Source organism: Nocardia sp. NPDC051833 (genome assembly GCF_040681225.1).
Classification (GTDB): domain Bacteria; phylum Actinomycetota; class Actinomycetes; order Mycobacteriales; family Mycobacteriaceae; genus Nocardia.
On record NZ_JBFAYK010000001.1, the window covers coordinates 1129797 to 1155305 of the forward strand.

General features: G+C 71.7%; 19 protein-coding genes. 8 read left to right on the forward strand and 11 right to left on the reverse strand.

All coding sequences use genetic code 11. The features are described 5' to 3' along the window. The first annotated feature begins 89 nt into the window (after positions 1 to 89). The 3 genes from AB0L91_RS04900 to AB0L91_RS04910 all read left to right on the forward strand — a co-directional run bounded on the left by AB0L91_RS04900 (position 90) and on the right by AB0L91_RS04910 (position 3979). Entirely contained in the window at positions 90 to 1484 is a 1395-nt protein-coding gene (locus AB0L91_RS04900) for a zinc-dependent metalloprotease (RefSeq protein WP_365007295.1), read from the forward strand. A 213-nt stretch (positions 1485 to 1697) separates the two neighbouring features. Then, a complete protein-coding gene (locus AB0L91_RS04905; protein ID WP_365007296.1) occupies positions 1698 to 2570 on the forward strand; it encodes a TOMM precursor leader peptide-binding protein in 873 nt (290 codons plus the stop codon). A 56-nt stretch (positions 2571 to 2626) separates the two neighbouring features. After that, on the forward strand, positions 2627 to 3979 hold the full coding sequence (locus AB0L91_RS04910; protein WP_365007297.1) for an AarF/UbiB family protein: 1353 nt from the start codon (positions 2627 to 2629) through the stop codon (positions 3977 to 3979). A gap of 94 nt (positions 3980 to 4073) precedes the next feature. Here the strand turns inward: AB0L91_RS04910 and AB0L91_RS04915 are convergent, their stop codons facing one another. The 5 genes from AB0L91_RS04915 to AB0L91_RS04935 form a co-directional block, all read right to left on the reverse strand. After that, positions 4074 to 4328 (reverse strand): WhiB family transcriptional regulator, encoded by a 255-nt coding sequence (locus tag AB0L91_RS04915; protein ID WP_189027533.1) that lies wholly within the window; start codon positions 4326 to 4328, stop codon positions 4074 to 4076. A 177-nt stretch (positions 4329 to 4505) separates the two neighbouring features. Continuing rightward, entirely contained in the window at positions 4506 to 4832 is a 327-nt protein-coding gene (locus AB0L91_RS04920) for a hypothetical protein (RefSeq protein ID WP_365007298.1), read from the reverse strand. A 109-nt stretch (positions 4833 to 4941) separates the two neighbouring features. Then, a complete protein-coding gene (locus AB0L91_RS04925; protein ID WP_355280760.1) occupies positions 4942 to 7098 on the reverse strand; it encodes an ATP-dependent DNA helicase UvrD2 in 2157 nt (718 codons plus the stop codon). A gap of 45 nt (positions 7099 to 7143) precedes the next feature. Continuing rightward, a complete protein-coding gene (locus tag AB0L91_RS04930; RefSeq protein WP_365007299.1) occupies positions 7144 to 7602 on the reverse strand; it encodes a MarR family winged helix-turn-helix transcriptional regulator in 459 nt (152 codons plus the stop codon). Then, positions 7599 to 8039, reverse strand: coding sequence for an SRPBCC family protein (locus tag AB0L91_RS04935; RefSeq protein WP_365007300.1), 441 nt, complete (start codon positions 8037 to 8039; stop codon positions 7599 to 7601). The genes AB0L91_RS04930 and AB0L91_RS04935 overlap by 4 nt, the downstream gene beginning before the upstream one ends. 105 nt (positions 8040 to 8144) lie before the next feature. Here AB0L91_RS04935 and AB0L91_RS04940 point away from each other — a divergent pair, with 105 nt between their 5' ends. Further along, positions 8145 to 8375, forward strand: a complete 231-nt coding sequence (locus AB0L91_RS04940; protein WP_189027531.1) for a mycoredoxin — start codon at positions 8145 to 8147, stop codon at positions 8373 to 8375. A 14-nt stretch (positions 8376 to 8389) separates the two neighbouring features. Here AB0L91_RS04940 and nudC read toward each other — a convergent pair whose 3' ends face one another. From nudC to AB0L91_RS04960, 4 genes are all read right to left on the reverse strand, one after another. Next, positions 8390 to 9283, reverse strand: coding sequence for an NAD(+) diphosphatase (gene nudC, locus AB0L91_RS04945; protein ID WP_365007301.1), 894 nt, complete (start codon positions 9281 to 9283; stop codon positions 8390 to 8392). A gap of 33 nt (positions 9284 to 9316) precedes the next feature. Next, a complete protein-coding gene (locus tag AB0L91_RS04950; RefSeq protein WP_365007302.1) occupies positions 9317 to 10372 on the reverse strand; it encodes a potassium channel family protein in 1056 nt (351 codons plus the stop codon). 84 nt (positions 10373 to 10456) lie between these two features. Further along, positions 10457 to 14122 (reverse strand): UvrD-helicase domain-containing protein, encoded by a 3666-nt coding sequence (locus AB0L91_RS04955; RefSeq protein WP_365007303.1) that lies wholly within the window; start codon positions 14120 to 14122, stop codon positions 10457 to 10459. Beyond that, positions 14119 to 17835 carry an ATP-dependent DNA helicase gene (locus AB0L91_RS04960; RefSeq protein ID WP_365007304.1) on the reverse strand — a complete coding sequence of 1239 codons (3717 nt, stop codon included), beginning with the start codon at positions 17833 to 17835 and terminating at the stop codon, positions 14119 to 14121. The genes AB0L91_RS04955 and AB0L91_RS04960 overlap by 4 nt, the downstream gene beginning before the upstream one ends. Positions 17836 to 17950: 115 nt before the next feature. Between AB0L91_RS04960 and AB0L91_RS04965 the strand changes: the two genes are divergently transcribed. The 4 genes from AB0L91_RS04965 to AB0L91_RS04980 all read left to right on the forward strand — a co-directional run bounded on the left by AB0L91_RS04965 (position 17951) and on the right by AB0L91_RS04980 (position 22416). Then, positions 17951 to 18742 carry an alpha/beta hydrolase gene (locus tag AB0L91_RS04965; RefSeq protein ID WP_365007305.1) on the forward strand — a complete coding sequence of 264 codons (792 nt, stop codon included), beginning with the start codon at positions 17951 to 17953 and terminating at the stop codon, positions 18740 to 18742. A 5-nt stretch (positions 18743 to 18747) separates the two neighbouring features. Beyond that, the gene (locus AB0L91_RS04970; protein WP_355280747.1) at positions 18748 to 19038 is read left to right on the forward strand and encodes an MGMT family protein; all 291 of its coding nucleotides are present in this window, start codon (positions 18748 to 18750) and stop codon (positions 19036 to 19038) included. 1028 nt (positions 19039 to 20066) lie between these two features. Continuing rightward, complete coding sequence (locus AB0L91_RS04975; RefSeq protein ID WP_365007306.1) at positions 20067 to 20639, forward strand: hypothetical protein; 573 nt, start codon at positions 20067 to 20069, stop codon at positions 20637 to 20639. Positions 20640 to 20673: 34 nt separating this feature from the next. After that, complete coding sequence (locus AB0L91_RS04980; protein WP_365007307.1) at positions 20674 to 22416, forward strand: NTP transferase domain-containing protein; 1743 nt, start codon at positions 20674 to 20676, stop codon at positions 22414 to 22416. Positions 22417 to 22452: 36 nt separating this feature from the next. Here AB0L91_RS04980 and AB0L91_RS04985 read toward each other — a convergent pair whose 3' ends face one another. Further along, entirely contained in the window at positions 22453 to 23241 is a 789-nt protein-coding gene (locus AB0L91_RS04985) for a hypothetical protein (protein ID WP_365007308.1), read from the reverse strand. Positions 23242 to 23249: 8 nt separating this feature from the next. After that, entirely contained in the window at positions 23250 to 25352 is a 2103-nt protein-coding gene (locus AB0L91_RS04990; RefSeq protein ID WP_365007309.1) for a hypothetical protein, read from the reverse strand. Between the last annotated feature and the right edge of the window lie 157 nt (positions 25353 to 25509).

A 25509-nucleotide genomic window follows, 5' to 3' on the forward strand; every position in this document is an offset into this window, starting at 1 on the left:
AGTGGCACGCTTTTACCGGGTGTGCGGCCGGATCGATTTCGCGATGCGCGAACACCGTGGCCCCCTGGTGTCCGCGTAACGTATGAGGTATGAGCGATCTCCCCTTCGGCTTCTCGAACCGCGACGACGACGAGTCCGGCAAGCGGCGCGACGAGGCGAACGGCCCCGGCGGAAACGATCCGTTCGGGTTCGCAGCTGCGGGCGCGGGCGGTTTCGACCCGTCGCAGCTGGGGCAGATGCTGACCCAGCTCGGGCAGATGATCAGCGGCATGGGCCAGGCGGGCCCCGGCGGTGCGCAGGCCGGGCCGGTCAACTACGACGTGGCCAAGCGGCTGGCCCGCCAGCAGCTGGGCGCCACCGTCACGCCGATCACGGCGAAGACGACCTCCGCGGTGACCGACGCGGCGCACCTGGCCGAGCTGTGGCTCGACGGCGCCACCACGCTGCCCGCCGGCGCGACCAGGACCGTCGCCTGGACGGCCAACGACTGGATCGAAGAGACCCTGCCCACCTGGAAGCGCCTGTGCGACCCGGTGGCCGAGCAGATCTCGGGCATGTGGACCGCGCAGCTGCCGGAGGAGGCCAAGCAGTTCGCCGGGCCGATGGTCGGCATGCTCGGGCAGATGGGCGGGCTGGCGTTCGGCTCCCAGCTCGGTCAGGCGCTCGGTCAGCTGGCCAAGGAGGTGCTGACCTCCACCGACATCGGCCTGCCGCTCGGCCCGGCCGGTACCGCCGCGCTGCTGCCGACCGCGATCTCGGCGTTCAGCGAGGGGCTCGAGCAGCCCGAGAGCGAGATCATGGTCTTCCTGGCGGCCAGGGAGGCCGCCCACCAGCGGCTGTTCGCGCACGTGCCGTGGCTGCGCCCGCAGGTGCTCGGCGCCGTCGAGGACTACGCGCGCGGCATCAAGATGGACTTCTCCGCGCTGGAGGAAGCCGCGCAGAACATCGACCCGATGTCGCTGAGCGACCCGTCCAAGCTCGAGGAACTGCTGTCGCAGGGCACCTTCGAGCCGCAGACCACGCCCGAGCAGAAGCAGGCACTCGAGCGCCTGGAAACCCTGCTCGCGCTGATCGAGGGCTGGGTCGACGTGGTGGTCACCGACGCCGTCGGCGAGCGGCTGCCCGGCGCGGGCGCGCTCTCGGAGACGCTGCGCCGCCGCCGCGCCACCGGCGGGCCCGCCGAGCAGACCTTCGCCACCCTGGTCGGCCTGGAGCTGCGCCCGCGCAAAGTCCGCGAGGCCGCGGCGCTGTGGCGGCGCCTCACCACCGACGCGGGCATGGAACGCCGCGACGGCGTGTGGGCGCACCCCGACCTGCTCCCCGACTCCAGCGACCTCGACTCCCCCGCCGGATTCATCGACTCCGTACTCGGCGGCGGCACCGGCGCTTTCGACGATCCGCTGGCCCAGCTGGCCGAGACCGAGGCCCGCGAGCGCGACGAGGCCGAGCGCGGCAAGACCGATCCCGACGCCGATCAGTCCTGATCTGAGCTCTCGCGCCACCACGACCGCGGAAAATCTGCGAATCGTGGTGGCGCGACACGCTTTCCGGAGTGTCGCGCTCCGGGAAACCCCGTCGCGACCTGCGGGACGCGAGTTGTCCACAGGCTGATTCCATATTCGCGACACGCCGAAAACCTGTGGATAACCAGGCTTTCCACGCCCGGTCGGCCGTCGGCGCGAGCCGATACTTGCGCCATGACGACCACGACGCCACTGCGCGGACCGATGTTGCACCCGCGGGTGATCACCCTGGTTCGGCCCTCCGGGACCGTGCAGCTGGGGTGGGACCCGGAACGAGCGCTGCTGCTCGAGACCACCGAACTCGACACCGGCACCGTCCTGGCCTTCCTTCGCCTGCTCGACGGCTTGCAGTCGCTGCCCCAGATCGTCTGGCGGGCGGGCGAATTCGGTATCGCGCCCGCGCGTACCGTCGCCCTGGTCAGCGCGATCGACGAGGCCGGGCTGCTGCTGCAACCGGAGCGCAAACAGGGCACGGTGCGCGGTGTCGCCGTGCACGGGCTCGGACCACTGTCGGACGCGGTGACGATCGGTTTGCGGCGCATGGGCATCCGGCCGGCCCGATCCCGGGAGTACCGGCCGGGCACCGCGGTCGGGGCGGGGTGCAACCTGGTGGTCCTCACCGACGCGCTGATGGTCGACCCGCGCCTGTCGGTGGACCTGGTGCTGCGCCGGGTACCGCACCTGCAGGTCCGGATCCGCGACGGCATCGGCGTGGTCGGCCCGCTGGTCCTGCCGGGCCGGACCAGTTGCCTGCGCTGCGCCGATCTCACCCGCACCGGGTTCGACGCCGACTGGCCGCACCTGGCCGCCCAGCTGCTCGGCCGCACCGGGCACGCCTCACCGGCCGGGATCGCCGCCACCACCGCGCTGGCACTGGGCGAGCTGGAGACGATCGTCGCCTGTTCACCCCGCCAGGACCCGGGCACCCTCGACGCCACGATGGAGCTGAACCTCGACACCCACGAGGTGCACCGACGCCCCTGGCCACCGCATCCCGACTGCGGCTGCCGCACCATGGCCACACCGGAATCGGACGCGGGCCGGTGAGTACTCACACCGCACGGTGTGAGCATTCTTATGGCACACCAGCGGCAAGTTCGGCCATGATGGGTAGCGTGTCCGAGATCGTGCGCCGCAGTTCCAGCCGCAATGCCAAGTTGGCCAAGATTCCGCTCGGTATTGCCGGACGAGCCGCCGTCGGTTTCGGCAAGAAGCTGGTCGGGGGTGACAAGCAGCAGATCAACGCCACGCTGAACCAGAAGGCCGCCGAACAGCTGTTCACCGTGCTCGGCGAGCTCAAGGGCGGCGCGATGAAGTTCGGCCAGGCGCTGAGCGTGATGGAGGCCGCGGTCCCGGAGGAGTTCGGCGAGCACTACCGCGAGGCACTCACCAAGCTGCAGGCCGCCGCGCCGCCGATGCCCGCCGAGACGGTGCACCGGGTGTTGGACCAGCAGCTCGGCACCAAATGGCGCGAGCGCTTCCAGTCCTTCGACGACACCCCGGCCGCCTCGGCCAGCATCGGCCAGGTGCACCGGGCGGTGTGGTCGGACGGACGCGCGGTCGCGGTGAAGGTGCAGTACCCCGGCGCCGACGAGGCGCTGCGCGCCGATCTCAAGACCCTGTCGCGGATGACCGGTCTGCTGTCCTCGGTGATCCCCGGCGCCGATGTCAAGCCGCTGCTCGCCGAGATCACCGAACGCACCGAGGAGGAGCTCGACTACCGCATCGAGGCCGCCAACCAGCGCCGCTTCGCCGCCGCCTTCGACGGCCACGCGCAGATCGTGGTGCCGCGGGTGGTCGCGGGTGCCCCGAAGGTGATCGTCACCGAATGGCTCGACGGCACCCCGGTCTCGGCGCTCATCGCCGCGGGCGCGGCCGACCCGGACGGCACACGGACGCAGCGCAACCGGATCGCCGAACTGATGGGCACCTTCCACTTCTCCTCCCCGGAGCGGGTCGGCCTGCTGCACGGCGACCCACACCCCGGCAATTTCCTCGTGCTCACCGACGGCAGGCTCGCCGTGCTCGATTTCGGCGCCTGCGCGCCGATGCCGGACGGGTTCCCCGAGGTCCTGGGCCGGATGCTGGCCCTGGCCGTCGCGGAGGACCACGCCGAGCTCACCGAACTGCTCTACGAGCACGGCTGGGTGATCCCGGGCCGCACGGTCACCCACGAGGAGATCGAGGCGTACCTGCGCCCGTTCAGCGACCCGATCCGCACCGACACCTTCCACTTCACCCGCTCCTGGATGCAGCGGGTCGCGGGCAAAGCCTCGGAGTTCACCAGCCCCGAGATGAAAACCGCACGCGCCCTCCAGCTTCCGGCCGAATACCTGACGATCTTCCGGGTGCTCGGCGGTTCCGTCGGCATCCTGGCCCAGCTCGACGCGGAACTCGGTTTCATGAACCTGGTCCGCACCTGGGTCCCCGGTTTCCGCGCCGAACGCGCGTCCTAGCCCCGGCCCGCACCCGAACAACCGCGAAAGACAAACGAACCGCTCACCAGGACTCGGTGAGCGGTTCGTTTGCGGTACAGGCCTTTTCCGGGGTTCATGCCGGGATCGCGACCTTGCGCGGACGGCCACGCGGGCGCTTGCGGGCGATCACGACACCCTGGTCGAAGATCTCGCCACCCCAGACACCCCACGGCTCGGCGCGGTCGATGGCCGCGGTCAGGCAGCCCTTGCGGATCGGGCAGGACGCGCACAGTTGCTTGGCCTGCTCGAGGTCGTTCGGGCTCTCGGCGAACCACAGATCAGGGTTTCCGGCCCGGCAGGGCAGGGACGCCACGGTTCGGCATGTCACGTCAGCAGTGGCCGTCGGCCATTCCTGGGCGGTGAACACGTCGTTCTCCTTCAGCTCGTTTGCAGCGGTTGTTCGTTCGGTGTGCGAACCCGGTGCCAACGGCTGAGGAGCCGAAAGAAAATGGCCACGGATTTCGCTTCTCGCGATCCGTGGCCAGGAGGTCTGGGAGGAGTTTCCCTACCTAGTTCGACATCTCTGCCGAGACCTGATCACGGTCGCTGGGTGGACACGGAGGCGGATTGCGCCGGCGAATTCGGGTGCGTATCCGAAATCGACGGCCGGTGCTGCCGGGGCCTCGATGGCCGTCGGCTGCCAACCCACGCTGGGCTTGTCCTGGAGACGAATCGGGGTGTGCTGATGGACGACAGTCATCGGCACAGCGGTGGTATCGACGCCGGACAGACCGGTCCCCTGCAGAGCGAGGACCCCCCGGGAGGCGGACACCATGGACGCGTTCACCAGGACGCGATTGCCCATCGCGTCGAACGTGGTGTTGCTGTTCATCTGACTGCCTCCCTCCTGAACTCGTGTGCTGATAGAAACCCGCGCCGAGATCACTCTCGGTGCGTGTTCTCCACCATAGGCAATGATCGAGAACCGAACAACCTATTTTCTACCTGCGGTTTTGTGTCGTGGCCCGCATTCGGGACGCGACGATGGCGAGCACGTCCGCGCCGTACTGCTCGATCTTCTTCGGGCCGATGCCCGCGATCGCGCCCAGCGCCGCGTCGTCGGCGGGCAGCTGCTCGGCGATCGCGGTGAGCGTCGTGTCGGTGAAGACGACGAAGTCGCGCACCCGCAGGACCTCGGCCTTCTCCGCCCGCCACTCCTTCAGCGCGTCCAGCAGCTGCGGGTCGAGTTCGGCCGGGCAGCGGCGGCACCGGCCGAGCATGGTGGCGTAGGTGCCGATCAGCGGTTTCGCGCAGACCCGGCACAGCGGGCGCTTGCCGTCGGTGTCCTTCGGACCGGTCGCGGTGGCGGCGATCCGGGAGGCGGGCGAGTCGTCGGGGACCAGGCCGTTGAGGAACCGTGAGCGCCTGCGCACCCGCCTGCCGCCCTCGGTCCGCGCCAGCGCCCAGGACACGGCGAGATGTTCGCGCGCCCGGGTGACACCGACATAGAGCAGCCTGCGCTCCTCTTCCAGCGCCGCCTGATCGGACGGGCTGCCGTCGTCTCCGAGGACGTGCTGGATCGGCAGCGTGCCGTCGGCGACGCCGACCAGGAACACCGCGTCCCATTCCAGGCCCTTGGCCGCGTGCAGCGAGGCCAGGGTGACGCCGTCGACGGTCGGCGGGTGCTTGGCCTCGGCCCTGGTCGCGAGCTCGCGCAGCAGTCCGGTGAGGTCGATCTCCTCGTCGTGGCCGACCAGTTCCTCGGTGAGCTGCACGAGCGCCAGCAGCGAGGACCAGCGTTCCTTGGCCTGAGCGCCCGCCGGTTCCTCGGCGGTGAGCCCGACCGGGGCGAGCACGGCGCGCACCAGCGTGATCAGCTCGGCGCCGCTGCGCGATTCGTCGGGCAGGTCGTCGCGCGCGTCGGCCTGGCGCAGCGCCTGCACCGCCTGGCGCACCTCCTGCCGCTGGAAGAAGCCCTCGCCGCCGCGCACCTGGAAGGGGATGTCACGGGCGTTGAGTGCCTGCTCGAACGGTTCGGACTGGGCGTTGATCCGGTACAGCACGGCGATCTCGGCGGCGGGGGTGCCCGCGGCGATCAGCTTCTTGATCCGGCCCGCCACGGCCGCCGCTTCGGCGGGCACGTCGGGGTATTCGGCGAACTCGGGTTCGGGCCCGTCGGGCCGCTGGCCGATCAGCGCGAGTCTGGTCCCGGCGATCCGGCCGCGCGCGGCGCCGATCACCCGGTTGGCCAGCGACACCACCTGCGGGGTGGAGCGGTAGTCGCGTTCGAGCCGGATGACGGTGGCGTCGGGGAAGCGGCGGGAGAAGTCGAGCAGGTAGTTCGGGGTGGCGCCGGTGAAGGAGTAGATGGTCTGGTTGGCGTCGCCGACGACGGTGAGGTCGTCGCGTTCGCCGAGCCAGGCGTCGAGCACCCGCTGCTGCAGCGGGGTGACGTCCTGGTATTCGTCGACCACGAAACTGCGGTAGCGCCCACGGAATTCGTCGGCGACGGCCGGATAGTCCTCGAGCGCGGCGGCGGTGTGCAGCAGCAGGTCGTCGAAGTCGAGCAGCAGGCCGTCGGCGGAGGTCTTCATCGATTCGTAGCCCGCGTAGACCTGGGCCACCCTGGTCACCTCTACTGGCGCGTCCCGGTGGTGCCTGGCCGCGGCGGCGGGATAGTCCTCCGGCGCGATCAGCGACGCCTTGGCCCATTCGATCTCGCTGAGCAGGTCGCGGATCAGTTCGGTCGAGGTGCCCAGGCCCGCCCGGTGCGCGGCCTGCGACACCACCGGGAACTTGCTGTCGAGCAGCCGCCAGGGCACGTCACCGACGACCTGCGGCCAGAAGTACCGCAGCTGCCGCAGCGCCGCGGCGTGGAAGGTGCGGGCCTGGACCTGCCCAGCCTCGCCACCGAGCCCCATCGAGCGCAGCCGGTTGCGCATCTCCCCCGCCGCCCTGGCGGTGAAGGTCACCGCCAGCACCTGGTCGGCCTTGACGTGCCCGCCCGCGATCAGGTGCGCGATGCGGTGGGTGATCGTCCTGGTCTTGCCGGTGCCCGCACCGGCTAGCACGCACACCGGACCCCGTGGCGCCCGCACCGCGGCGGCCTGTTCCGGGTCGAGGGCGGTGAGATCGAGTGCTGGCACGGGCACCATCATGACAGCGCCCGCCGACAACCGGACCCGACGGCCGCCGACCTGGGCTTACGGCGCGCCGTCGCGCAGCGAGCACAGCGCGCGGGCGAAGCCACCGACGCCGGCGCCCAGCGGCCCGAAGAACGTCCGGTCGCACGCCTCCACGGCCACGACGGCGCGGTTCGCCAGCGCTACGCCGTCGGCGGTGGCCACCAGGGCCCTTGCCCTGCGGTCGTGCGGGTGCTCGCGCCGCTCGATCAGGCCCTTCTGTTCCAGCGCGCGCAGCACCTGCGAGGTCATCATCGGGTCGGTGGCGGCGTGTTCGGCCAGCTCACGCTGCATCACCGGTTCCGCGCCGCGGTGCCCGAGGTAGGTCAGCGAGGCGAGCAGCACGAACTGCACATGGGTGAGGTCGAACGGCGCCAGGGCGGCCCGCTGCGCCGCCTGCCAGCGGTTGGTCACCTGCCACAGCAGCAGGCCGGGGCTTTCCTGCGCGTCGCCGAATTCGGTGCGCAGGCCCTCGCTCACGCGCGGCCCGCGGTCGCGGCGTCCCTGGCCTCGGCGCGCGCGATCAGCGCGGCCAGGTCGGGCCGGACCGACTTCGCGATGTCGGTGCCGAGGATCAGGTTCCACAGCGGCCGCAACGGCCCGGTCAGCTCCACCCGCACGCCGACCGACACCCGGCCGTCGGCGACCGGGGTGACGGTGTGCGCGAAGGTCAGCCTCGCCCCGAGCAGGCGCGAGACGTCGTCGAACTCGGTCGCGGTGAGCTTGGCGACCTCGAACCGCACCGCCGGGCCGCCCTTGGGCTTGAGCTTGCCCGTCACACCCTGCGCGAAAGGGCCGTCCAGGCGGACCCAGGCGGTGTCGGCGTTCCATTCGGGCCAGCTCTCCATCTCACCCCAGATAGCGAACAGCGTGGCGGGCGCGGCAACGGTCTCGGCGGAAGCCTCGGCGAGAATCATGAATAAAGTATGCGCGCTTACTACTTGTCGTGCAACCGGGCCAGGAACACCACGCCCACCTCCGACGTTGCACATCCCGTGACTGAAGCAACCACTGATCTGACGATGTACTCGACCACCTGGTGCGGCTACTGCCGTCGCCTCAAGACCCAGCTCGACGAGGCGGGCATCACCTACACCGTGATCGACATCGAGGACGACCCCGCTTCGGCCGAATTCGTCGGCAGCGTGAACAACGGCAACCACGTCGTGCCGACCATCAAGTTCCGCGACGGCTCGACGGCGACCAACCCGTCGCTGTCGCAGGTCAAGCAGGCTCTGGCCGCGCTGGCCTGAGCTCAGCGCGCCGGCTACTCGGCCCAGGATTCGATGATCGTGCGAGCGATCGAGATGGACCCGGGCACCAGTAGCCGCGCGCCCTGCTCGCGGGCCGCCGCCCAGTCGCCCGCCCGCAACGCCGCGCGGACCTCGTCGCGGGTGAACCAGTGCGCCTCGGCGATCTCGCCGTCGGAGAACACCAGCTCCTGCTCCGGATCGCCGACAGCGGCGAAGCCGACCATCAGCGAGCGCGGGAACGGCCACGGCTGACTGCCGAGGTAGGTGACCTCGCGCACGTCGACGCCCACTTCCTCGCGGATCTCCCGCTCGACACAGTGCTCGAGCGACTCGCCCGCCTCCACGAAACCGGCCAGCAGCGAGAACATGGTCTCGGGCCAGCTGTGCTGCCGGGCCAGCAGCACCCGGTCGGCGCCGTCGTGCACCAGGCAGATGATGGCGGGGTCGATCCGGGGGAACTCCTCCTCGCCGCTGGCGGTCAGCCGAGACCAGCCCCCTCGCGACGAGGTGGTCGAGGTGCCGTCGCTGCCGTGGAACCCGGCCCGGTCGTGCCAGTTGAGCAGCGCGTAGGCGGTGGCGAGCAGGTCGGCGGTGAAGTCGTCGACGGCGCCGAGCGCGCGCAGATCCTTCAGTGTCCCGTCGAGCTCGGGCTCGCGCACGGCCCACAGGTGACTGTCCTCGGCGACGCCGAGGAACACCGCGCCCGCCCCCGGCTCGGCGGCGATCGTGACGGCCGCGTCCAGCACGACGCCCGCGTTCTCCACCCGCACCCGGCCGCGCGCGTCGACCCGCAGGACCTTGGCCTTGCCCCAGCCCTCGCGCAGGGCGTCGGGATCGAGCCGGACGTGCTCGGCTCGATCGATCGTGGAACGCGACAGCAGCGGAACGTCTTTCAACCGGAACGACACACGACCGAGCCTAGCCGGTCGACGAGTCCCGGATCACTTGCCGGTGTGCCGGATGTAGAGCAGCTTGTCGGCGGCCTCGAGCGCGTCGACCTCGGGTTCGCCCACCCGGATCAGGTTCCCGTCGCGCACCACGCCGAGCACGATGTCGCTCAGATGCCGCGGCGAGCCACCGATCTCACCCGGTTCGACCTCGCGTTCGGCGACGGCGAAGCCCTGCTCGGGCGTGAGCAGATCCTCCATGATCTCCACGACGGTGGGCGTCGTGGTCGCGATGCCGAGCAAACGGCCCGCGGTCTCCGACGACACCACGACCGAGTCGGCGCCGGACTGGCGCACCAGGTGGGTGTTCTCCGCCTCGCGGATGGCAACCACGATCTTGGCGGTCTTGTTCAGTTCGCGGGCGGTGAGCGTCACCAGGGTGGCGGTGTCGTCCCGGTTGGTGGCGACGATGACCGAGGCGGCCCGCTGCACGCCGGTCAGCCGCAGCACATCGGACTTGGTCGCCGAACCGTGCACGGTGACCAGGCCCGCGCTCGCCGCCGCTTCCAGCGCGACCGCGTCGGTGTCGACGACGACGATGTCGGCCTGCTGCGCGCCGTCGGCCAGCATGGCGTCGATCGCGGTGCGCCCCTTGGTGCCGTAGCCGACGACGACGGTGTGATTGCGCACGGTGTGCCTCCATCGCTGAATCTTGAACGCCTGCCGCGACCGTTCGGTGAGCACGCTGAGGGTGGTGCCGACCAGCACGATCAGGAACAGGACACGCAGTGGCGTGATGACGATCGTGTTGATCAGCCGCGCCGAGGGAGTGATCGGCGCGATGTCGCCGTAACCGGTGGTCGAGAGCGAGACCGTGGCGTAGTACATCGCGTCCAGGAACGACAGCTCGTCGCCGGAGTTGTCGCGGTAGCCGTCACGGCCGATGTACACCACGGTCGCCGCGGCGAACAGCAGCGCGATCGCGAACAGGACGCGGCGGGTGAGCGATACCCACGGACTGGTCTGCACCGCGGGGATCCGCAAGAGACCGACCAGCGCGTAGTCCGGGCTGCTGCTGAGCCCGACCGGGCCACGTGTGTCCCCTGGCATCGCCCCCTCCTTTCGCTCGGCCCGGCACCGAGTCCACCGGCTCCGGCACAAACCGGGAGCCTACTGCGTGCGCGCGTCGCGGGCTCATTCGACATCCGGGACCGGAGCCGCGTCGCGCAGGAGCTGTTCCAGTTCGCGCGGACCGGCCAGGTCGGTGGGCGCGATGGTGCGTCCCGACCGGACGTAATGGAATGCCGCGCCGACCCGTTCGAGCATCCGAGCCTCGTCGGTGCCGGTGCGCGCGGCCATCAGCCGTGCCCAGGCGAGCCGGTAGACGGCCAGCTGCACCGCCACGGCGGCTTCGTCGGCGGGGCCGGGCTCGGCGCCGGTCTTCCAGTCGACCACCACCCAGCGGTCACCGGGTTCGGCGAAGACGGCGTCCATCCGGCCGCGGATGACGGTGCCCGCGATGCTCGTCTCGAACGGCACCTCGACGTCGATCGGGTTGCGATGCGCCCACGGGGAGCGGCGGAACGCGGCCTGCATGGCGGCGAGTTCACGATCGGCCCGGCCCTGCTCGGTGCCGCTGTCGGCGGCGCCGGGCAGTTCGTCGAGGCCGAGCAGCTGTTCGGTGCCGAACCAGGACTGCACCCAGGCGTGGAAGGCGGTGCCGCGCCGGGCCATCGGGTTCGGCGGGTACGGCAGGGGACGGCGCAGCCGGGCCGCCAGCCGGGTCGGATCGGCGCGCAATTCCACCAGCGCGGTGGCGGGCAGCTGGCCGGGCAGTTCCACCTGCTGGTCGGCGAGTTCGGCCGCGGTGAATTCGGCGAGCAGGGCGTCGACGTCGGTGGCCCAGCCCTCCGGGTCGTCCTCGTCGTCGGTCGGCTCGGGATCGGCCGGGCGGGAGCGCAATCGCTCCAGCGCGGTGCGCACCAGCGCCGCGCCCTGTTCGATCGGGTCGCGGCGGCCGCCGAGCGGGTCGCGCGGCCAGGGGGCGGTGGGCGGGTTGTCGGCGAACGGGTTGACGGCATCAGGCGGCGGCTGCTCGTCCCAGCGGGCGATGGTCGCGACGCCGAAGGCCGCGCTGTCCCGGTCCTCGTTCGCCAGTTTCAGTTCGAGCAGGAACTCCGACGGGCCCTTCGGCGCGGTGCCGGTCTCGGGCCAGTAGTAGGCCGAAACCAGCAGCACCCGTTCGGTTCTGGTGAGGGCCACATAGAACAGGCGGCGTTCCTCGTCGAGGCGGCGGCTCTTGAGCGCGTCCTTGTGGTCGACGAGGGCGCGTTCGAGTTCGGCGCGGTCGCCGATCCGGCTCAGGTCCAGGACCGGCACGCCCTCGGACGCGTCGGGCTGGGCGCGGTCGCCGCGCAGGGTGGTGGGCAGTTCGGTGAGCGCGCCGAGCCAGGTGCTCAGCGCGGTTGTCGACGGGAACACCGACGCGCTCACGTGCGGCACCGCGACGACCTCCCACTCCAGGCCCTTGGCCGCGTGCACGGTGAGCACCTGCACGCGATCGCGCGCGACCTCCACTTCGCCCGGTTCCAGGCCGTTCTCGACGGATTCGGCCGCGGTGAAGAAGGCCAGCAGCCCGCTCAGTGAGGCGCGCGTGTCGGCCGCGTACCCGGCCACCACCTCGGCGAACGCGTCGAGGTGCTCGCGGCCCGCGCCGCCGCCGGCGATGGCCCGCCTGGCCTGGGTCTCCACGCCGACACCGATGGTGCGTTCGACATCGGCGACCAGCTCGACCAGTGGCTGTCCGCTGCGCTCGCGCAGCGCGGTCAGCTCCTCGCCGAGCGCGCGGATGCGGGTGAATCCGGCCTCCGAATACTGGTCGGGCGCACCGGGATCGGCGATGGCGTCGGCCAGACCCGCCTGCTCGGTGGGCTCCGGCGCGACCTCACGCAACGCGCTCGCCAGTCCGGCGGCGTCGGTGATGGCGGCGGACGCGTCGCCGGACAGGCTGCCGATCGACAGCATTCGCGCGCGCCGGGCCAGGGCGGCGAGATCGGCGACGCCGAGCCGCCAGCGCGCGCCGGTGAGAACGCGAACGGCGGCGCTGCCGGTACCCGGCTCGGCGATCAGCCGCAGGGTGGCGACGATGTCGGCGACCTCCGGCGTCGCGAGCAGCCCACCGAGGCCGACGATCTCGACCGGCAGTCCCTGCTCACGCAGGGCCTCGGCGAGCGGCGCCGCGTCGGCGTTGCGCCGGATCAGCACCGCCGAGGTGGGGGGCGGCTGGTCGGCCGCCCTGGCCGCCGACCATTCCCCGGCGATGCGCTCGGCGATCCAGTCCCGTTCCTGCGCCACGGTTTCGGTGAGGGCCAGCTCCACTGTCCCCGGCTGTGCCTCGGGCTTGGCCCGCAGCGCGTCGACGGTCGCGCCGCCCGCGGCCTTGGCCCGCAGCCGCAGCGGATCGGCGACCAGGTTCGCCAGGGCGAGGGCTTCCGGCGGGTTCCGCCAGCTGGTCAGCAGCGGCAGGATCGGCGCGGGCACGCCGGGCGCCGCGGGGAAGTCGGTCGCGAAGCGCGGGAGGTTGGCGGCCGAGGCGCCGCGCCAGCCGTAGATCGACTGCATCGGGTCACCGACCGCGGTCACGGCCAGAGCTCTTCCACCCGAGCCGGTTTCGCCCGTCTCCCGAACGTCGCCCGACCCGCTGTCAGCGCCACGATCGGCGCGCCTGCCGGGATCGCTGTCCTGTCGACGGCCAGCTGCACCGGCATTCGCGCGATCCGCCGCACCCCGACCGACATCGCTGTCGGCTCCGAGCAGGTGACCCGCAGGGTCGCCTGCGCGACCGAGATGGTCTGGATCCCACAGCATCTCCGGTTCCTGTGCCGGTGCTGCCGGCGCGCCACCCCGGACCCGCACCGGCCGCGGCCGATCCTGGCGGACCGCGTCGGCATCGCCGAACAGCGCCGACAGCAGCACCCGCTGCGCGTGCCCGGTGTCCTGGTACTCGTCGAGCAGGACCAGCTTGAACCGGGCGCGTTCGGCGGCGGCCACCTCCGGATGGTCGACGGCCAGCTGCGCGGCCAGCGACATCTGCGAGCCGAAATCGAGGGCGCCACGGCGGTTCAGCGCCTCGGCGAGCTGCCGGACCAGCGGCAGCAGCGCGACGCGCTCCCGTTGCGCGTCGACGACGGCGGTGAGCGTTTTGCTCGGCCCGCCCCGCTGACGCGGACCGGCGGGCAAGGTGTACACCAGTTTCTCCAGCTCGGCGTGCGCCTCGGCGAGCTGCTCCGGCTCCACCAGGTGCTCGGCGAGCTGCCCGGCCAGCGCCAGCACCGCCTCGGTCACCGAGACCGGCGTGCGATCGGTGTCGAGGTCGCCGTCCCAGGACCGCACCACCTCGTGCGCGAGCTGCCACAGCTGGGTCTGGGTGAGCAGCGCCGCCGACGGCTCGACCGGTAGCAGCAGGCCGTGCGCGGTGAGCAGCCTGCCCGCGTACGAGTGGTAGGTGCTGATCTCCGGTTCGGCGCCGGAGATCAGGGTGCGCAGCGCCCCGGTCGGGTCGATCTCGCGGACCAGCGGCGCGCCCGCCAGCCGGGCCAGCCGGGTGCGGATGCGGGAGGTCAGCTGCTGGGCGGCCTTCCGGGTGAAGGTGAGGCCGAGCACCTCGTCCGGGGCGACCAGCTGGTTGGCCACCATCCACACCACCCGCGCGGCCATCGTCTCGGTCTTGCCCGCGCCCGCGCCCGCCACCACCAGGGTCGGCCCCGGCGGCGCGGCGATGACCGCCGCCTGCTCGGCGGTCGGTGGCGGCAGCCCGAGCGCATCGGCCAACCGCTGCGGGGTGACGCGCACGCCGCTCACTCGTCGGTCACCTGCCGTCCGGTGTCCTGCACCGGGCAACTGCCCGCGACCGGACAGTGCCTGCACCCATCGTTGCGCACGGCCAAGTAGCCGGGCCCGCGCGTGGCGGCCGCCGCGTCGTGGATCGTGTCGCGCCAGGTGTCGAGACCCTCGGCGTCCAGGGCGGTCTGGGCGCGTTCGGTGGCGCCGGTCTTGGTGTGCGGCTTCGCGACATAGACCAGCCGGGCGCCACCGGGGTCGGCGGGCGCCGCGGATTCCGCCTCGTCGAGCGCGCCGTGCGCGGCGGCCACCTGGTAGGTCGCCAGCTGGGCGTGGTCGGCCACGGATTTCGCGCTGACCGGCGTCTTGCCGGTCTTCACGTCGACGATCACGAAGCGCCCCTGCGCGTCTCGCTCCAGGCGGTCGATGCGGCCGCGGATCCGCACGGCGCGTTCGTCGTCCGCCCGCGCGGGCAGCACGCAGTCCACCGGCACCTCCACACCCGCCTGGGTGAGTTCGCCACGGGTGGTCCTGACCCAGGACAGGAAGGTCTCCAGCATCGCCTCGGTGCGGCGCAGCTCCTGCCGGGAATGCCAGCCGGTGGCCGGGTCGACCGTCTGCCACGCCTGGTCCAGCGCCGCGCGGACCTGCGCCTCCGGCACGTCACCGGCCAGCGCCTGCACCAGCGTGTGCACGAGATTGCCCTTGACCGCGTGCGGATTGTCGCCGTCGGTGCCGCCGTGGCGCTCCAGCGCCCAGCGCAGCGGGCAGGTGCGCAGCAGCTCGACCGTCGACGGGGACAGGCCGATGGGGGAATCGTCGTCATCCCACAGTTCCCGGTCCGAGCTGAGCTCGGCGGTGCCGTACCAGTCGCCCGGGTCGGTGCCGGGGACGCCCGCGTCGGCGAGCCGGGCCAGCTGGTGGGCGGCCCGGTCCCGCCGGTCGGGCGCGGTGGTGGGATCGCAGACCACGCCGCGCAATTCGGCGACCAGGGCGTGCATCACCAGCGCGCGACCGGGATCGGCGACGGGCAGCGCGCCGGGTTCGCCGGTGTCGTCGTCGCCGAGCAGTTCGGTGAGGAAGCGCGACGGCACCAGATCCTGTTCGCCCGCCGCGGATTCGACGGCGGTGACCAGCAGCGACCGCCTGGCCCTGCTGCACGCGACGAGCAGCAGCCTGCGTTCCTCGGCCAGGATCGGCGCGGCCCGGCTCGTCGTCGCGCCGAGATCGACGCCGGCGACCAGGTCGACGAGGTCCTCGGTGTGCAGCAGGGTGCCCCTGGCGCGCGGGTTGGGCCAGATGCCCTCCTGCACCGCGGCCACCGCCACCACGTCCCATTCCCGGCCCGCCGCCGCGTGCGCGCTGAGCAGCGACACCGCCTCGCCCTCGGCGGTCAGCGGCCTGCCCTGCTGCGGAATCTGCTGGTGCAGGAGGTATTCGACGAAACCGTCGATGCTCGCCTTGGGTAGCCGGTCGACGTATCCCGCCGCGGCGTCGAACAATTCGACGGCGGCGTCGAGGTCGCGATCGGCCTGCATGCCCGCCGCGCCGCCGCGCCGGGACTGCCGGAACCAGCGGCGTTCCAGCCGGGAACTGGTCCACAGGGTCCACAGCACGTCCTCGACGCCCTGACCCCTGGCCTGGGTCTCGCGCGCCTTGCGGATCGCGCGCAGCACCCGCTGGAGCGGCGCCGCCTCCACCTCGGTGAGTCCGTCGAGCAGCCGTTCCTCGCCGATGCCGACGATCAGGTCGCGCAGGACCTCCGCCGAGGACTGGTCGATCAGCGGCACCGCCGGTGGCTCGGGTTCCGGCCGGGGCGGTCCGACGGCGACCGGCGGTGCGGCGGGCGGGGTTTCGGCGTCGAGCAGGTCGATGTCGTCGGGCAGGCGTTCGGCGATGTCCCAGTCCGGTTCGGGTTCCGGGCGCAGCGGGTCCTCCGGATCGGGCTCCGGCGGCAGCCATTCGCCGTCGATCGGATCCAGCTCCGGCTCGGGCGGTTCCGGTGGGGGCGGCGGTGTCTCGTCCCACAGCAGGAACTGGCCCGCGTCGGCGTACGGGTCGGCGGCGGCCAGCGCGCCGGTGCGTTCCAGGTCGAGGACCGTGCGGCGGACGCCACGGCGCAGTCGCCGCAGGGCGATCTGGTCGGCGCCGCCGAGCGGGCCGGACAGCAGGTCCATGGCGTCCTCGGGCGAGAACATGGCATCGATCGCGCGCCGCGAGCCCGGGCGCGACGAGTCGCCCGCCAGCAGCACCCGCAGAGCCAGCACCATCCACGCGGCACCCCGCCTGCGGGCGAGCGGTTCGGCCACCGCGGGCCTGCGCACCGGCACGCCCGCCGCCAGCAGTGCCCGCCGCAGCGGCGCCAGCGACAGCGGGACCGAGCGCACGATCACCGCCATCGACGACCACGGGATCCCGTCGGTCAGGTGCGCCCGGCGCAGGTGATCGGCGATGAGCGCCGCCTCCTTGGCCGCGGTCGACAACACCCGGACCCGCACGCTCGACTCGACCTCGTGGTCGGGTATCTCGTCGGCCTGCCCCGGTGCCTCGGCCGCCGTCGACCCGCCGCCGGAGTGGCCGGACCGATCCGGCCCCGCGTCGCCGGACGTCGATGGCCGGGACGCGTGATCGGCGGCCATCGGCGGATCGGCGTGCTGTCCGGGCAGCACGCGATGCCGCGCACTACCGGGCAGTCGCGCCGCGATCCGCGCGGTGGCCAGGCGGATGGGTTCGCCGCTGCGATGGTTGTGCCGCAGGATGATTCGCCGCTGCGGCACCGTGTCGAGGTCGACGAGGAACCGGGAGTCCGCGCCGCGGAAGGTGAACACGGCCTGGTCCGGGTCGCCGGTGACGACCGTGCTCGCGCTGCCGCTGCCGATGGCGCGCACCAGGGTCGCGGCCTGCGGGTCGAGGTGCTGGGCGTCGTCGACGAGCAGGTAGCGAATCCGATCGCGTTCGGCGGCGAGCAGATTCCGGTCACCGGCCAGGGCGTCGAGGGCCGCGCCGACCAGCTCGGCGGCGTCGAGCGCGGGCGCGGTCGCCTCCGGCGCCGCGACGCCGACCGACCAGCGCAGCATCGACGCCTCTTCGTAGCGCTGGAAGAACCGGCCCGCCGCCACCCAGGCGTCGTTGTCGTGCTCGCGGCCGAGGGCCATCAGGTCCTCGGGGCCGAGCCCACGTTCGGTGGCCCGCAGCATGAGGTCGCGCAGTTGCTCTGCGAAACCACCCAGTGCCAGGGCGGGGTGCAGCCGGGGCGGCCACAGGCCGTGCGCGCCCGCCTCGATGTCGGCGAGGTCGCCGCGCAGCATCTCGCGCAGCACGGCGTCCTGTTCGGCGCCGGTGAGCAGCCGCGGCGGCGGGTTGCCGTGCAGGTCGGCGTGGCGGCGCAGGACCGAGAACGCGTAGGAGTGCAGGGTGCGCACCATCGGTTCCCTGCTGGCGCCGGGGATGCCACCCGCGTGCGGCCCGAGCTGGACGGTGATCGCGTCGCGCAGCGCGGCGGCGGCCTGCTTGGTGTGGGTGAGGACCAGCACCGACGAGGGGTCGGCGCCGTCGGTGATCCGCGCCGTCACCAGGTCGACCAGCAGCGCGGTCTTGCCGGTGCCCGGCCCGCCGAGAACCTGCCACGGCCGCCAGCCCGGCCGCGGTGGCGCCGGCTGGGCCTGCTCCGCGAACAGCGCGCGAACAGCGGCGCCCCAGGCTCGCGGCCGGGGCGCCCGCGTCGTCCGGCGCACGAGTCGCACCGAGCTATCCGATCGCACCACGTCGGCTATTGCAACAGACCAGTACGACACGCCAGCACTCCCCCGCCGGGGGGACACGCTGCGCGACCGTGCGCGACCGGCCAGAATGACTGTCGTGTCCCCGCTTCATGTGCATCGTTTCGGTCCCGCCGACGGCCCCGTCGTCCTCGCCCTGCACGGCCTCACCGGCCACGGCAACCGTTGGGAAACCCTGGCCACCGAGCATCTGCCCCAGGCCCGGGTCATCGCCCCTGACCTGCGCGGACACGGTCGATCGACCTCGCTGCCGCCGTGGGACTTCGAGACGATCGTCGACGATCTGGCCGCGCTGGTCCGCGCCGAGACCGACGGGCCGGTGGTCGTCGTCGGCCACTCCTTCGGTGGCGCGTGCGGCATCCATCTGGCCCGGCGGCATCCCGAGCTGGTGCGGTCGCTGATCCTGCTCGACCCCGCGATCGGCATCGACCCGAAGCTGATCGAACAGGTCGCCCTCGCCAACCTGGCCTCCCCCGACTACACCGACCTCGCCGAGGCCAGGTCCGACAAGCAGCACAGCGCGTGGAGCCCCGACGAGGTCGACCCGGCGCTGCTCGAACGCGAACTGGCCGAGCACCTGGTGCCCACCGAGGGCGGCCGGGTGGGCTGGCGGATCTTCCAGCCTGCGATCACCTCGTACTGGGGTCAGCTGGCGCGCCCGTTCGCGCTGCCGCCCGCCGACCTGCCGACCGTGTTGGTCCGGGCGGCCAAGGTGCAGCCACCGTACGTCACCGCCGAGTTCCTGGCCGCGCTGTCCGCCCACCTCGGCGACCGGCTCACCGTCGAGGTGTGGGACTGCGACCACATGGTCGCCCAGGCCCGCCCCGCCGAGGCGGCCGCCCTGATCGCCGCGGCGCTGTAGCGGCGATGGCGGCCACGACGGAGGAGCAGGTCGAACGGGTCCGCGCGCTGGTCGCCGCGATCCCGCCCGGCCGGGTGTCGACCTACGGCGACATCGCCCAGGGCGCCGGCCTGTCCTCGGCGCGGACCGTCGGCTGGATCATGCGCACCGATTCCGCCGACCTCCCGTGGCACCGGGTGATCGGCGCGTCCGGCCGCCCCGCCGCCCACCTCGCCGCCCGCCAGTTGCGCTTGCTCGCCGAAGAAGGAGTGCCGATCACCGACGGCCGCGTCGACCTGCGCACCGCCCGGCTCTGAGCCGACGCACCCACCGATTCCGGGTACGCCCGACAGCGTCGGGCAGAGGGTGAGCTTGCCGAGGTACGAGCGCACGCGGCGGGCGTGAACGTCGTCTACTTCGACCCGGACCGCACCGGCACTGCTACCGCCCGCGGTCGGGTAGCCCTTCGCTTTGCTGGCGATGCCAGACTGTGTCGACCAGGACGCTGCGCGCACCAACTCCGCCCAGTCGAGCTCATCGACGGCGGATATCGACGGCCGGACCGGGGGTGCGAGCCGTGGAGTTCTAGCGCTCCGCTCAGCCTTCGGGCAGCTCAGCGCTCATCCGGAAACGACTGCTGGACAGTCGGATCCGACGGTGCCACGGGTCGCGACGGTGGCGTGATGGGCGACGATCGGCGCATCGGTCCGTCCGCGTGGGTATCCGCCGAGGGCGAGTGCAGCGGCGGACGCGAACCCGGTCGCACCGGCGGCGGTGTCAACGGCCCACCGACATCGGAGCTCCACACCGGTCCCGAGGTCCGGGTCGGAGCCGAATGCCGTTCATCAACGGGAGGTTCGGAGTCCCACACCGGACCCGACGCCCGCGTCGACGCCGAATGCCGGCCATCGATCGGCGGCTCGGTGCCACGACCTGGATTCGACGTCCGCGGCGGCGCCGAGTGTCGTTCATCAGCAGGAGGTTCGGAGCTTCGCATCGGACCCGATGTCCGCGTCGGAGCCGAATACCGATCATCTACAGGAAGTTTCGGGCTGTCCGAGTCGACGGGACGCACCGCAGGACCATTCGACGCTGCCTGAGGTCGCAGCCCTCCCGGCTGACCGGGCGGCTGTCCCGGGGTCCGGCGATTCCCCGCCATCGGAGCCTCACCACGCCGCTGATTCCCCGGACTCTGCTCACCGGCTGACCGCCGCTGCTCCGGCAGCTGCGCCCAGCCGGGCTGTTCCTGCGCGAGCGGCTGCGCCCCACTCGGCTGCGAATGCCCTGGCGGCTGCGCCCCACCCGACTGCGATTGCCCGGTCGGCTGCCCCACACCGGACTGGCGATGTCCGAGTGGCCGCATCCCAGCGGGCTGCGGGTGCCCCGGCGGCTGAGCCATGCCGGACTGCGGATGCGCCCCGCCGGATTGCGGATGCCCTGGCAGCTGGGCCATTCCGGGCTGGTGGATCCCCGCCTGCGCTCCGCCGGGCTGGTGGAGCCCGAGCACCTGCACGCCACCGGGCTGCTCGTATCCCGCGCCCGGTGTCTGCGCCGGACCCGGTCCCCCGCGCCTCGGCGAGAACGCCGAGAACTGCCGCCCCGCACCGACCCCACGCTTCCCGGGCGACCGCGAGGACTTGATCCACCAGAACACCAGCGCGCCGAGGATCGCGAACACCACCGACCACACCAGGTAGACGACGAGGATCTCCATATCGCGCTCGACGAGCCCGACCACCACGCCGAGCGCGCCGAACAGTCCGCCGAGCGTGGCGACCACGAACAGGAATCCCCGGACCACATCACCGAGCATCGTCGGCTGACCCGGCCCACCTGCACCGGACATCCCCACCCCCTTGCCGAACCGCGACGCCACGTCCGGGCGCTCGAGCATCGACGTCACACCCCGCTAGCATGACTTTCGTGCCGATTACCCTACGCCGGATCAGCCGATGACCGCCGCCGATGCGATCGTGCTCGCGGGCGGGCGCGCGAGCCGGATGGGCGGGGTCGACAAACCGGCGATCGTGATCGGCGGTCGATCGATGCTCGACGCCGCGCTGGCCGCGGTGGGCGCGCGCGGCGAGATCGTGGTGGTCGGTCCGCATCGACCGGAGCTGGATCCGCGGATCCAGCAGGTCAGGGAGGTACCGCCCGGTTCGGGTCCGGTGGCGGCGATCGGCACGGGGCTGAGCGCGCTCGGCCCCGACCCGGCGCCGTGGATCGTCGTCCTCGCCGCGGACATGCCGTTCCTCACGCCCGCCACCGTCGACGAATTACTGCGCCGCGCAGCTGAATCGACCACCGACGCGGTCTTCGCGATCGACGCTTCGGGCCGCCCCCAGTACCTGGTCGGCGTCTGGCGGCGGACCGCCCTCGCCGCGGCCCTGGCCGGGCTGGACGCGCTGGTGAATCAGCCGATGAAGGCGATCGTCCCCACCGAGACCACCCTGATCGAGCTGCCCGGCACCGGCGACTGCGACACCGAGGAGGAGGTGCGCCGCGCCCGCGCGACGGTCGCCGACCGCGCCACCGCCCGCCTCGACCTCACCGCGGCCAGGGCCCGCATCGCCGCCGAGCTGACCCCGCTGGTCGCCTACGAGGCCGAGCTGGGCGAGGTGAGCGGCGCCGCGCTCGCCGCACCGATCGTCGCCGCGGGCGCGCTGCCCCGCTTCGACGTCTCCGCGATGGACGGCTACGCCGTGTGCGGCGACGGCCCCTGGCAGCTGCGCCGCGACATCGGTTTCGCGGGCGGTGCCCGCCCGGTCGGCCTGCTGCCCGGCGAAGCGGTCCGCATCGCCACCGGCGCGCACGTCCCCGACGGCACCACCTCCGTGCTGCGCGACGAATTCGCCGATGTCACCGGCGACGCACTCACCCGCCGCCCCGACACCCCGATCCGCGGCGATGTCCGCGCCCGCGGCGAGGACCAGATGGTCGGTGACCTGCTCGCCCCCGCCGGCACCCGCGTCACCGCGGCGCTGCGCTCGGCGGCCGCCTCGGTGGAGGTCACCGCCGGACTGGTCCGCGGCCCGGTCCGGGCCCGGATCGTCATGACCGGCGACGAGATCCGCAGCACCGGCCCGCTGCAAGCCGGGCAGACTCGCGACTCGATCGGTCCTGTCCTGCCCGATCTGCTCGCTGGTCTCGGCGTCACCGTGATCGACCGGGTGCACCTGCGCGATACCGACCACGGCTTCGACGACATGCTCACCGCCACCGCGGGTTTCGATCTGCTGGTGGTGGTCGGCGCCACCGGCGGCGGCGCCGCGGACCAGCTCCGCTCCGCCATCGCCCGCGCCGAGGCCCGCGTCGTCGTCCCGCGACTGGCCATGCGCCCCGGCGGCTCCACCGTCGTCGCCGAACTCCCCGCGGGCCCCACCGTTCTCGGCCTTCCCGGCAACCCGTTCGCCGCGATCGCCGTCCTGCTGGCCCTGACCCCCGCCATCGTCGCCGCCCGCACCGCCGCGCCCCCGCCGCGCCCCGTCTACGGCCCCCTGCACAACGCCACCGAGACCGCGGGCCCCGTGCAGCGCATCACCCCCGCCCGCTACGTCCCCGAGGGCGGCTGGACCGCCGACACCTCCGTCCGCACCGCCCACCTGGCGGGCCTGATCGATCGCGACGGCCTCGTCATCGTCCCGCCCGACGCCACCGACGGCACCATCGTGGAGTTCCTTCCGCTCCCGGGCTGAGGGTCGTGGATGAGCGCGCGCAGATCACGTTCGTGCTCATGCAGGCCAGCCCGGATAGGGGGAACGGACCTCGGGCGGCGCGACCGGCACTGAAGGCTGCTCGACGTACTCACCCGGATCGAGGGCGGCGGGGAACTCCTCCGGGAGGCGGCAATGCTCCGGCCCGGATCCGCGTTGCACATCCGGGGTGTCCCGACTCGATCCCACGCTGATCCAATCCCCGAAATAGTTGCGAGTCGGGTAAACCGCGGGTCCCGAGACTCGGGAATGAGGCTCGGCCGACCCGCCCGCGGGCAAACCGAAGCTCAGCCAGAGTCCGCCCGACCGCAGTGCCGCGTACCTGCCGGAGTAGAACTCCCCTGCCTTGTTCCCGTAGGCCAGGCCGGTGCCCCACACGCATATCCGCACATTCAGCAACCAGGGAATCGACCCGACCGGCGGCGGAACCGGAAAGAACTCGACGCGTTCCAGGGATGCGTAGACCGTGCCGCGAATCGTCCAGTTCGGATCAGCTGCCCGATCGTCGAATCGCAGCGACAACGACCTCGACAGGGAGGACGTCCCATAGTGCGATGAATGGTAGGGCACCACTCCCATTCGATCTCCGGCCAGAACGACGTCGTCCAGCCCGGCCCCGATCAGGAACGCGGTTTCGACATACGATCTGGCCTGAACAGCGACCTCGGACCGCAGATCGATTCCCGCAGGGGATGCCCAGCGAAAGTTGTACTGGTATCTGTCCTCCCACAAGGACGGTCGCCACGTGCCGTCCCCGGCACAGGCGAGCAGGACAGCAGCCTGCGCTGCCACCAGCAACGCCACCACGTATCGCCTCATTTAGGGGCGGCTCCGGGCTCCCGCCCATGGCCGAGGTCCCATCGAGCACGGTACTCGGAGAGTCCACCGGAGTAGTTCCCCACGTGTGTGTTCAATTCCGCGAGATTGGTTTTCGATGATTGGCCGCCGTCGGAGCGGATATCTTCGAATGACCGAAGGGCCCCGGTTTCCTGGTCGAAGTACCTGCCGATGTTCGGATCCGAACGCAGATCGACGTTCCCGGGTGCGCTCGCAATACCCTGCAGAATGTTGTAGGTCTGCGCCGGAATGCTGCCGTACGGTGACGTGTCGACATGTTCCGCGACGTCGGGCACTGCGCCCAAGGTGCTGAGCCGGACGTCCGATGACACCGATTTCCAGCCGAGTTCCAGCAGATCGCCCGCACCAGGAACTCGCTTCAGGCCGAACGCCGCCACCTCACGCGCACCGTCGAACAGCGCCATCTTCTCCTTCTGCGCGGTCAGCGCGTCCGTGGTGCGGGCGCCGATCTCGAGCGCGGCGCCGTCCTGCGCAGCCTGGTCGATATGGCCTGCCCACTCGGCCAGCGAATAGTCCTTCATTCCGGTCGCCCCGAACAGCTGGTTGAGGTCGGCGACCGACTGGTAGGCGTTCGCGGTGAACCTCTTGCCTGCGTCCGGGTCGGTGTCGATCACCGCGAACACATTCTTCATCGACGACTGCGAGAAATCGCCGGCATTGTTGTCGTAGAACCCCTGCGCCACCAGGTCGCTGTCGCGCACACCGGCCATCGCGGGGATGTAGTTGGCCAGGGTGTCACCGAGCTGGGCGACCATTTTCGGGTTGGCCTCGCCGATGCTCACCGGATCCTTGTAGAGACCGTCGGGGCCGTCGGTCTCACCGGTCAGCCGGAACAGGGAGTCCCGGTGCTCGGCGACATAGTTGGCGATCTGGCGCGCCGACTGGCCCGCGTCGGAATTGATGTGGGGATTCGCGGACGTCGCGTCCGTGTCGACGGTCTTCAGCATCGTGGTCACGCCGCTGTCATCGCCGTGCCAGTTGTGGTCGAGCAAGGTTCCGATGGCGGCCTGATTGTCGAACTTGGTCCCCGGCGGCATTACCGCGTCCATGCCGTCACCGGTGAAGAAGTCGTGAACCGCGCCGCTGTCGCGCCCCGCCTGGCCGAGGATCTGGCTGGCGATCTTGTCGTCCAGCGGGTCGAACGTGTCGCCGACGTCGAAGGGCGCCGCCACGACGGGGTGGTACTTGTGCGCGGCGATGTTCGTCGCCTGGTTCAGCAGCGCGCGGTCCGCGTCGGTCCCCTGGGCAAGCGACGGGCTGCCCTGCCCGAGCAGCGTCGAAATCGTCAGCAGGTCCTGCTTGGGGCCGATCGCCACCTTCGGCTCCTGCGTGAGGGTCGTCCGAACCTGCGAAGGCAACGCACCGAGGCCGCCGAAATCCACCCCGACCTTCCCGCCCTGTGCTGCCGTCAGCCCCGTCGACGTGATCTGCGGATTCGAGGCCAGTTGCATGGCATCGGCCAGACCGGCCTGCACCATCTTGGCCTGATCGGCCGGGAGGCCGGATCCGAGCTGTGAGATCTGGGTGACCGACTGCCCGTCGAGATCCCGCATCACCGATGTCAGATAGTCGAGTTGCTGCTGGGGGATCGTCACCTGTTCGCCGCTCGACAGCGCGTCGATCTGCTCGGGGCTCAGGGTCGTCGCCCACCGCAAGCGCTGGATCTGTTCCGTCGTCGCGGTCCCGTTGCGAAACGCGTCGACGTCCTCGCGGGCGAGGCGGGGATTCAATCCGGCGGTTTCCGGCGTGAGCTGGTTGATCGCGTCGACCGCCTTGCCCACCGCAGCGGCGCAGTTGTGGTCGGCCCAGCCGAGGTCGTCGGCGAGTCGCTGCAGGCGGACGGTCTGGTTGGCCGCCTCCTGGGCGCGGGTCTCGTCGTCGCTGGAGTCGTCGACCACCGTCCAGTCGTGGTGGATCGTGTAGCGGTCGCGCACCAGCGTGTCGTAGTCGGTCCGCAACTGCGAGACCGGCGTTCCCATCGCCGAGTCGCCGGTGTTCAGCGCGGTCGCCAGATCGTCGTAGGCCGCGGCGAGCACCCGCATCTGCGCGACCTCGCGCACGCAGCGAGTGTCCACCGACTGCCGTGCCTGGCCCGACCAGTCCAGCGCGTCGATGGCGCGGTACATCTGGTCGGCCGAGGTACGGATGCCCGCGGCGATGGTGGTCGCCTTGGTCGCCGTCGCGGCGAGGTCGATGTTCCAGTACCGCACCAGATCC

Excerpts from the sequence above, each read along its gene's own strand:
- AB0L91_RS04900 (WP_365007295.1), top strand. The coding sequence starts at position 90 with ATGAGCGATCTCCCCTTCGGCTTCTCGAACCGCGACGACGACGAGTCC.
- AB0L91_RS04905 (WP_365007296.1), top strand. The coding sequence starts at position 1,698 with ATGACGACCACGACGCCACTGCGCGGACCGATGTTGCACCCGCGGGTG.
- AB0L91_RS04910 (WP_365007297.1), top strand. The coding sequence starts at position 2,627 with ATGATGGGTAGCGTGTCCGAGATCGTGCGCCGCAGTTCCAGCCGCAAT.
- AB0L91_RS04920 (WP_365007298.1), bottom strand. The coding sequence starts at position 4,832 with ATGAACAGCAACACCACGTTCGACGCGATGGGCAATCGCGTCCTGGTG.
- AB0L91_RS04925 (WP_355280760.1), bottom strand. The coding sequence starts at position 7,098 with ATGATGGTGCCCGTGCCAGCACTCGATCTCACCGCCCTCGACCCGGAA.
- AB0L91_RS04935 (WP_365007300.1), bottom strand. The coding sequence starts at position 8,039 with ATGATTCTCGCCGAGGCTTCCGCCGAGACCGTTGCCGCGCCCGCCACG.
- AB0L91_RS04940 (WP_189027531.1), top strand. The coding sequence starts at position 8,145 with ATGTACTCGACCACCTGGTGCGGCTACTGCCGTCGCCTCAAGACCCAG.
- AB0L91_RS04950 (WP_365007302.1), bottom strand. The coding sequence starts at position 10,372 with ATGCCAGGGGACACACGTGGCCCGGTCGGGCTCAGCAGCAGCCCGGAC.
- AB0L91_RS04965 (WP_365007305.1), top strand. The coding sequence starts at position 17,951 with ATGACTGTCGTGTCCCCGCTTCATGTGCATCGTTTCGGTCCCGCCGAC.
- AB0L91_RS04970 (WP_355280747.1), top strand. The coding sequence starts at position 18,748 with ATGGCGGCCACGACGGAGGAGCAGGTCGAACGGGTCCGCGCGCTGGTC.
- AB0L91_RS04975 (WP_365007306.1), top strand. The coding sequence starts at position 20,067 with ATGTCCGAGTGGCCGCATCCCAGCGGGCTGCGGGTGCCCCGGCGGCTG.
- AB0L91_RS04980 (WP_365007307.1), top strand. The coding sequence starts at position 20,674 with ATGACCGCCGCCGATGCGATCGTGCTCGCGGGCGGGCGCGCGAGCCGG.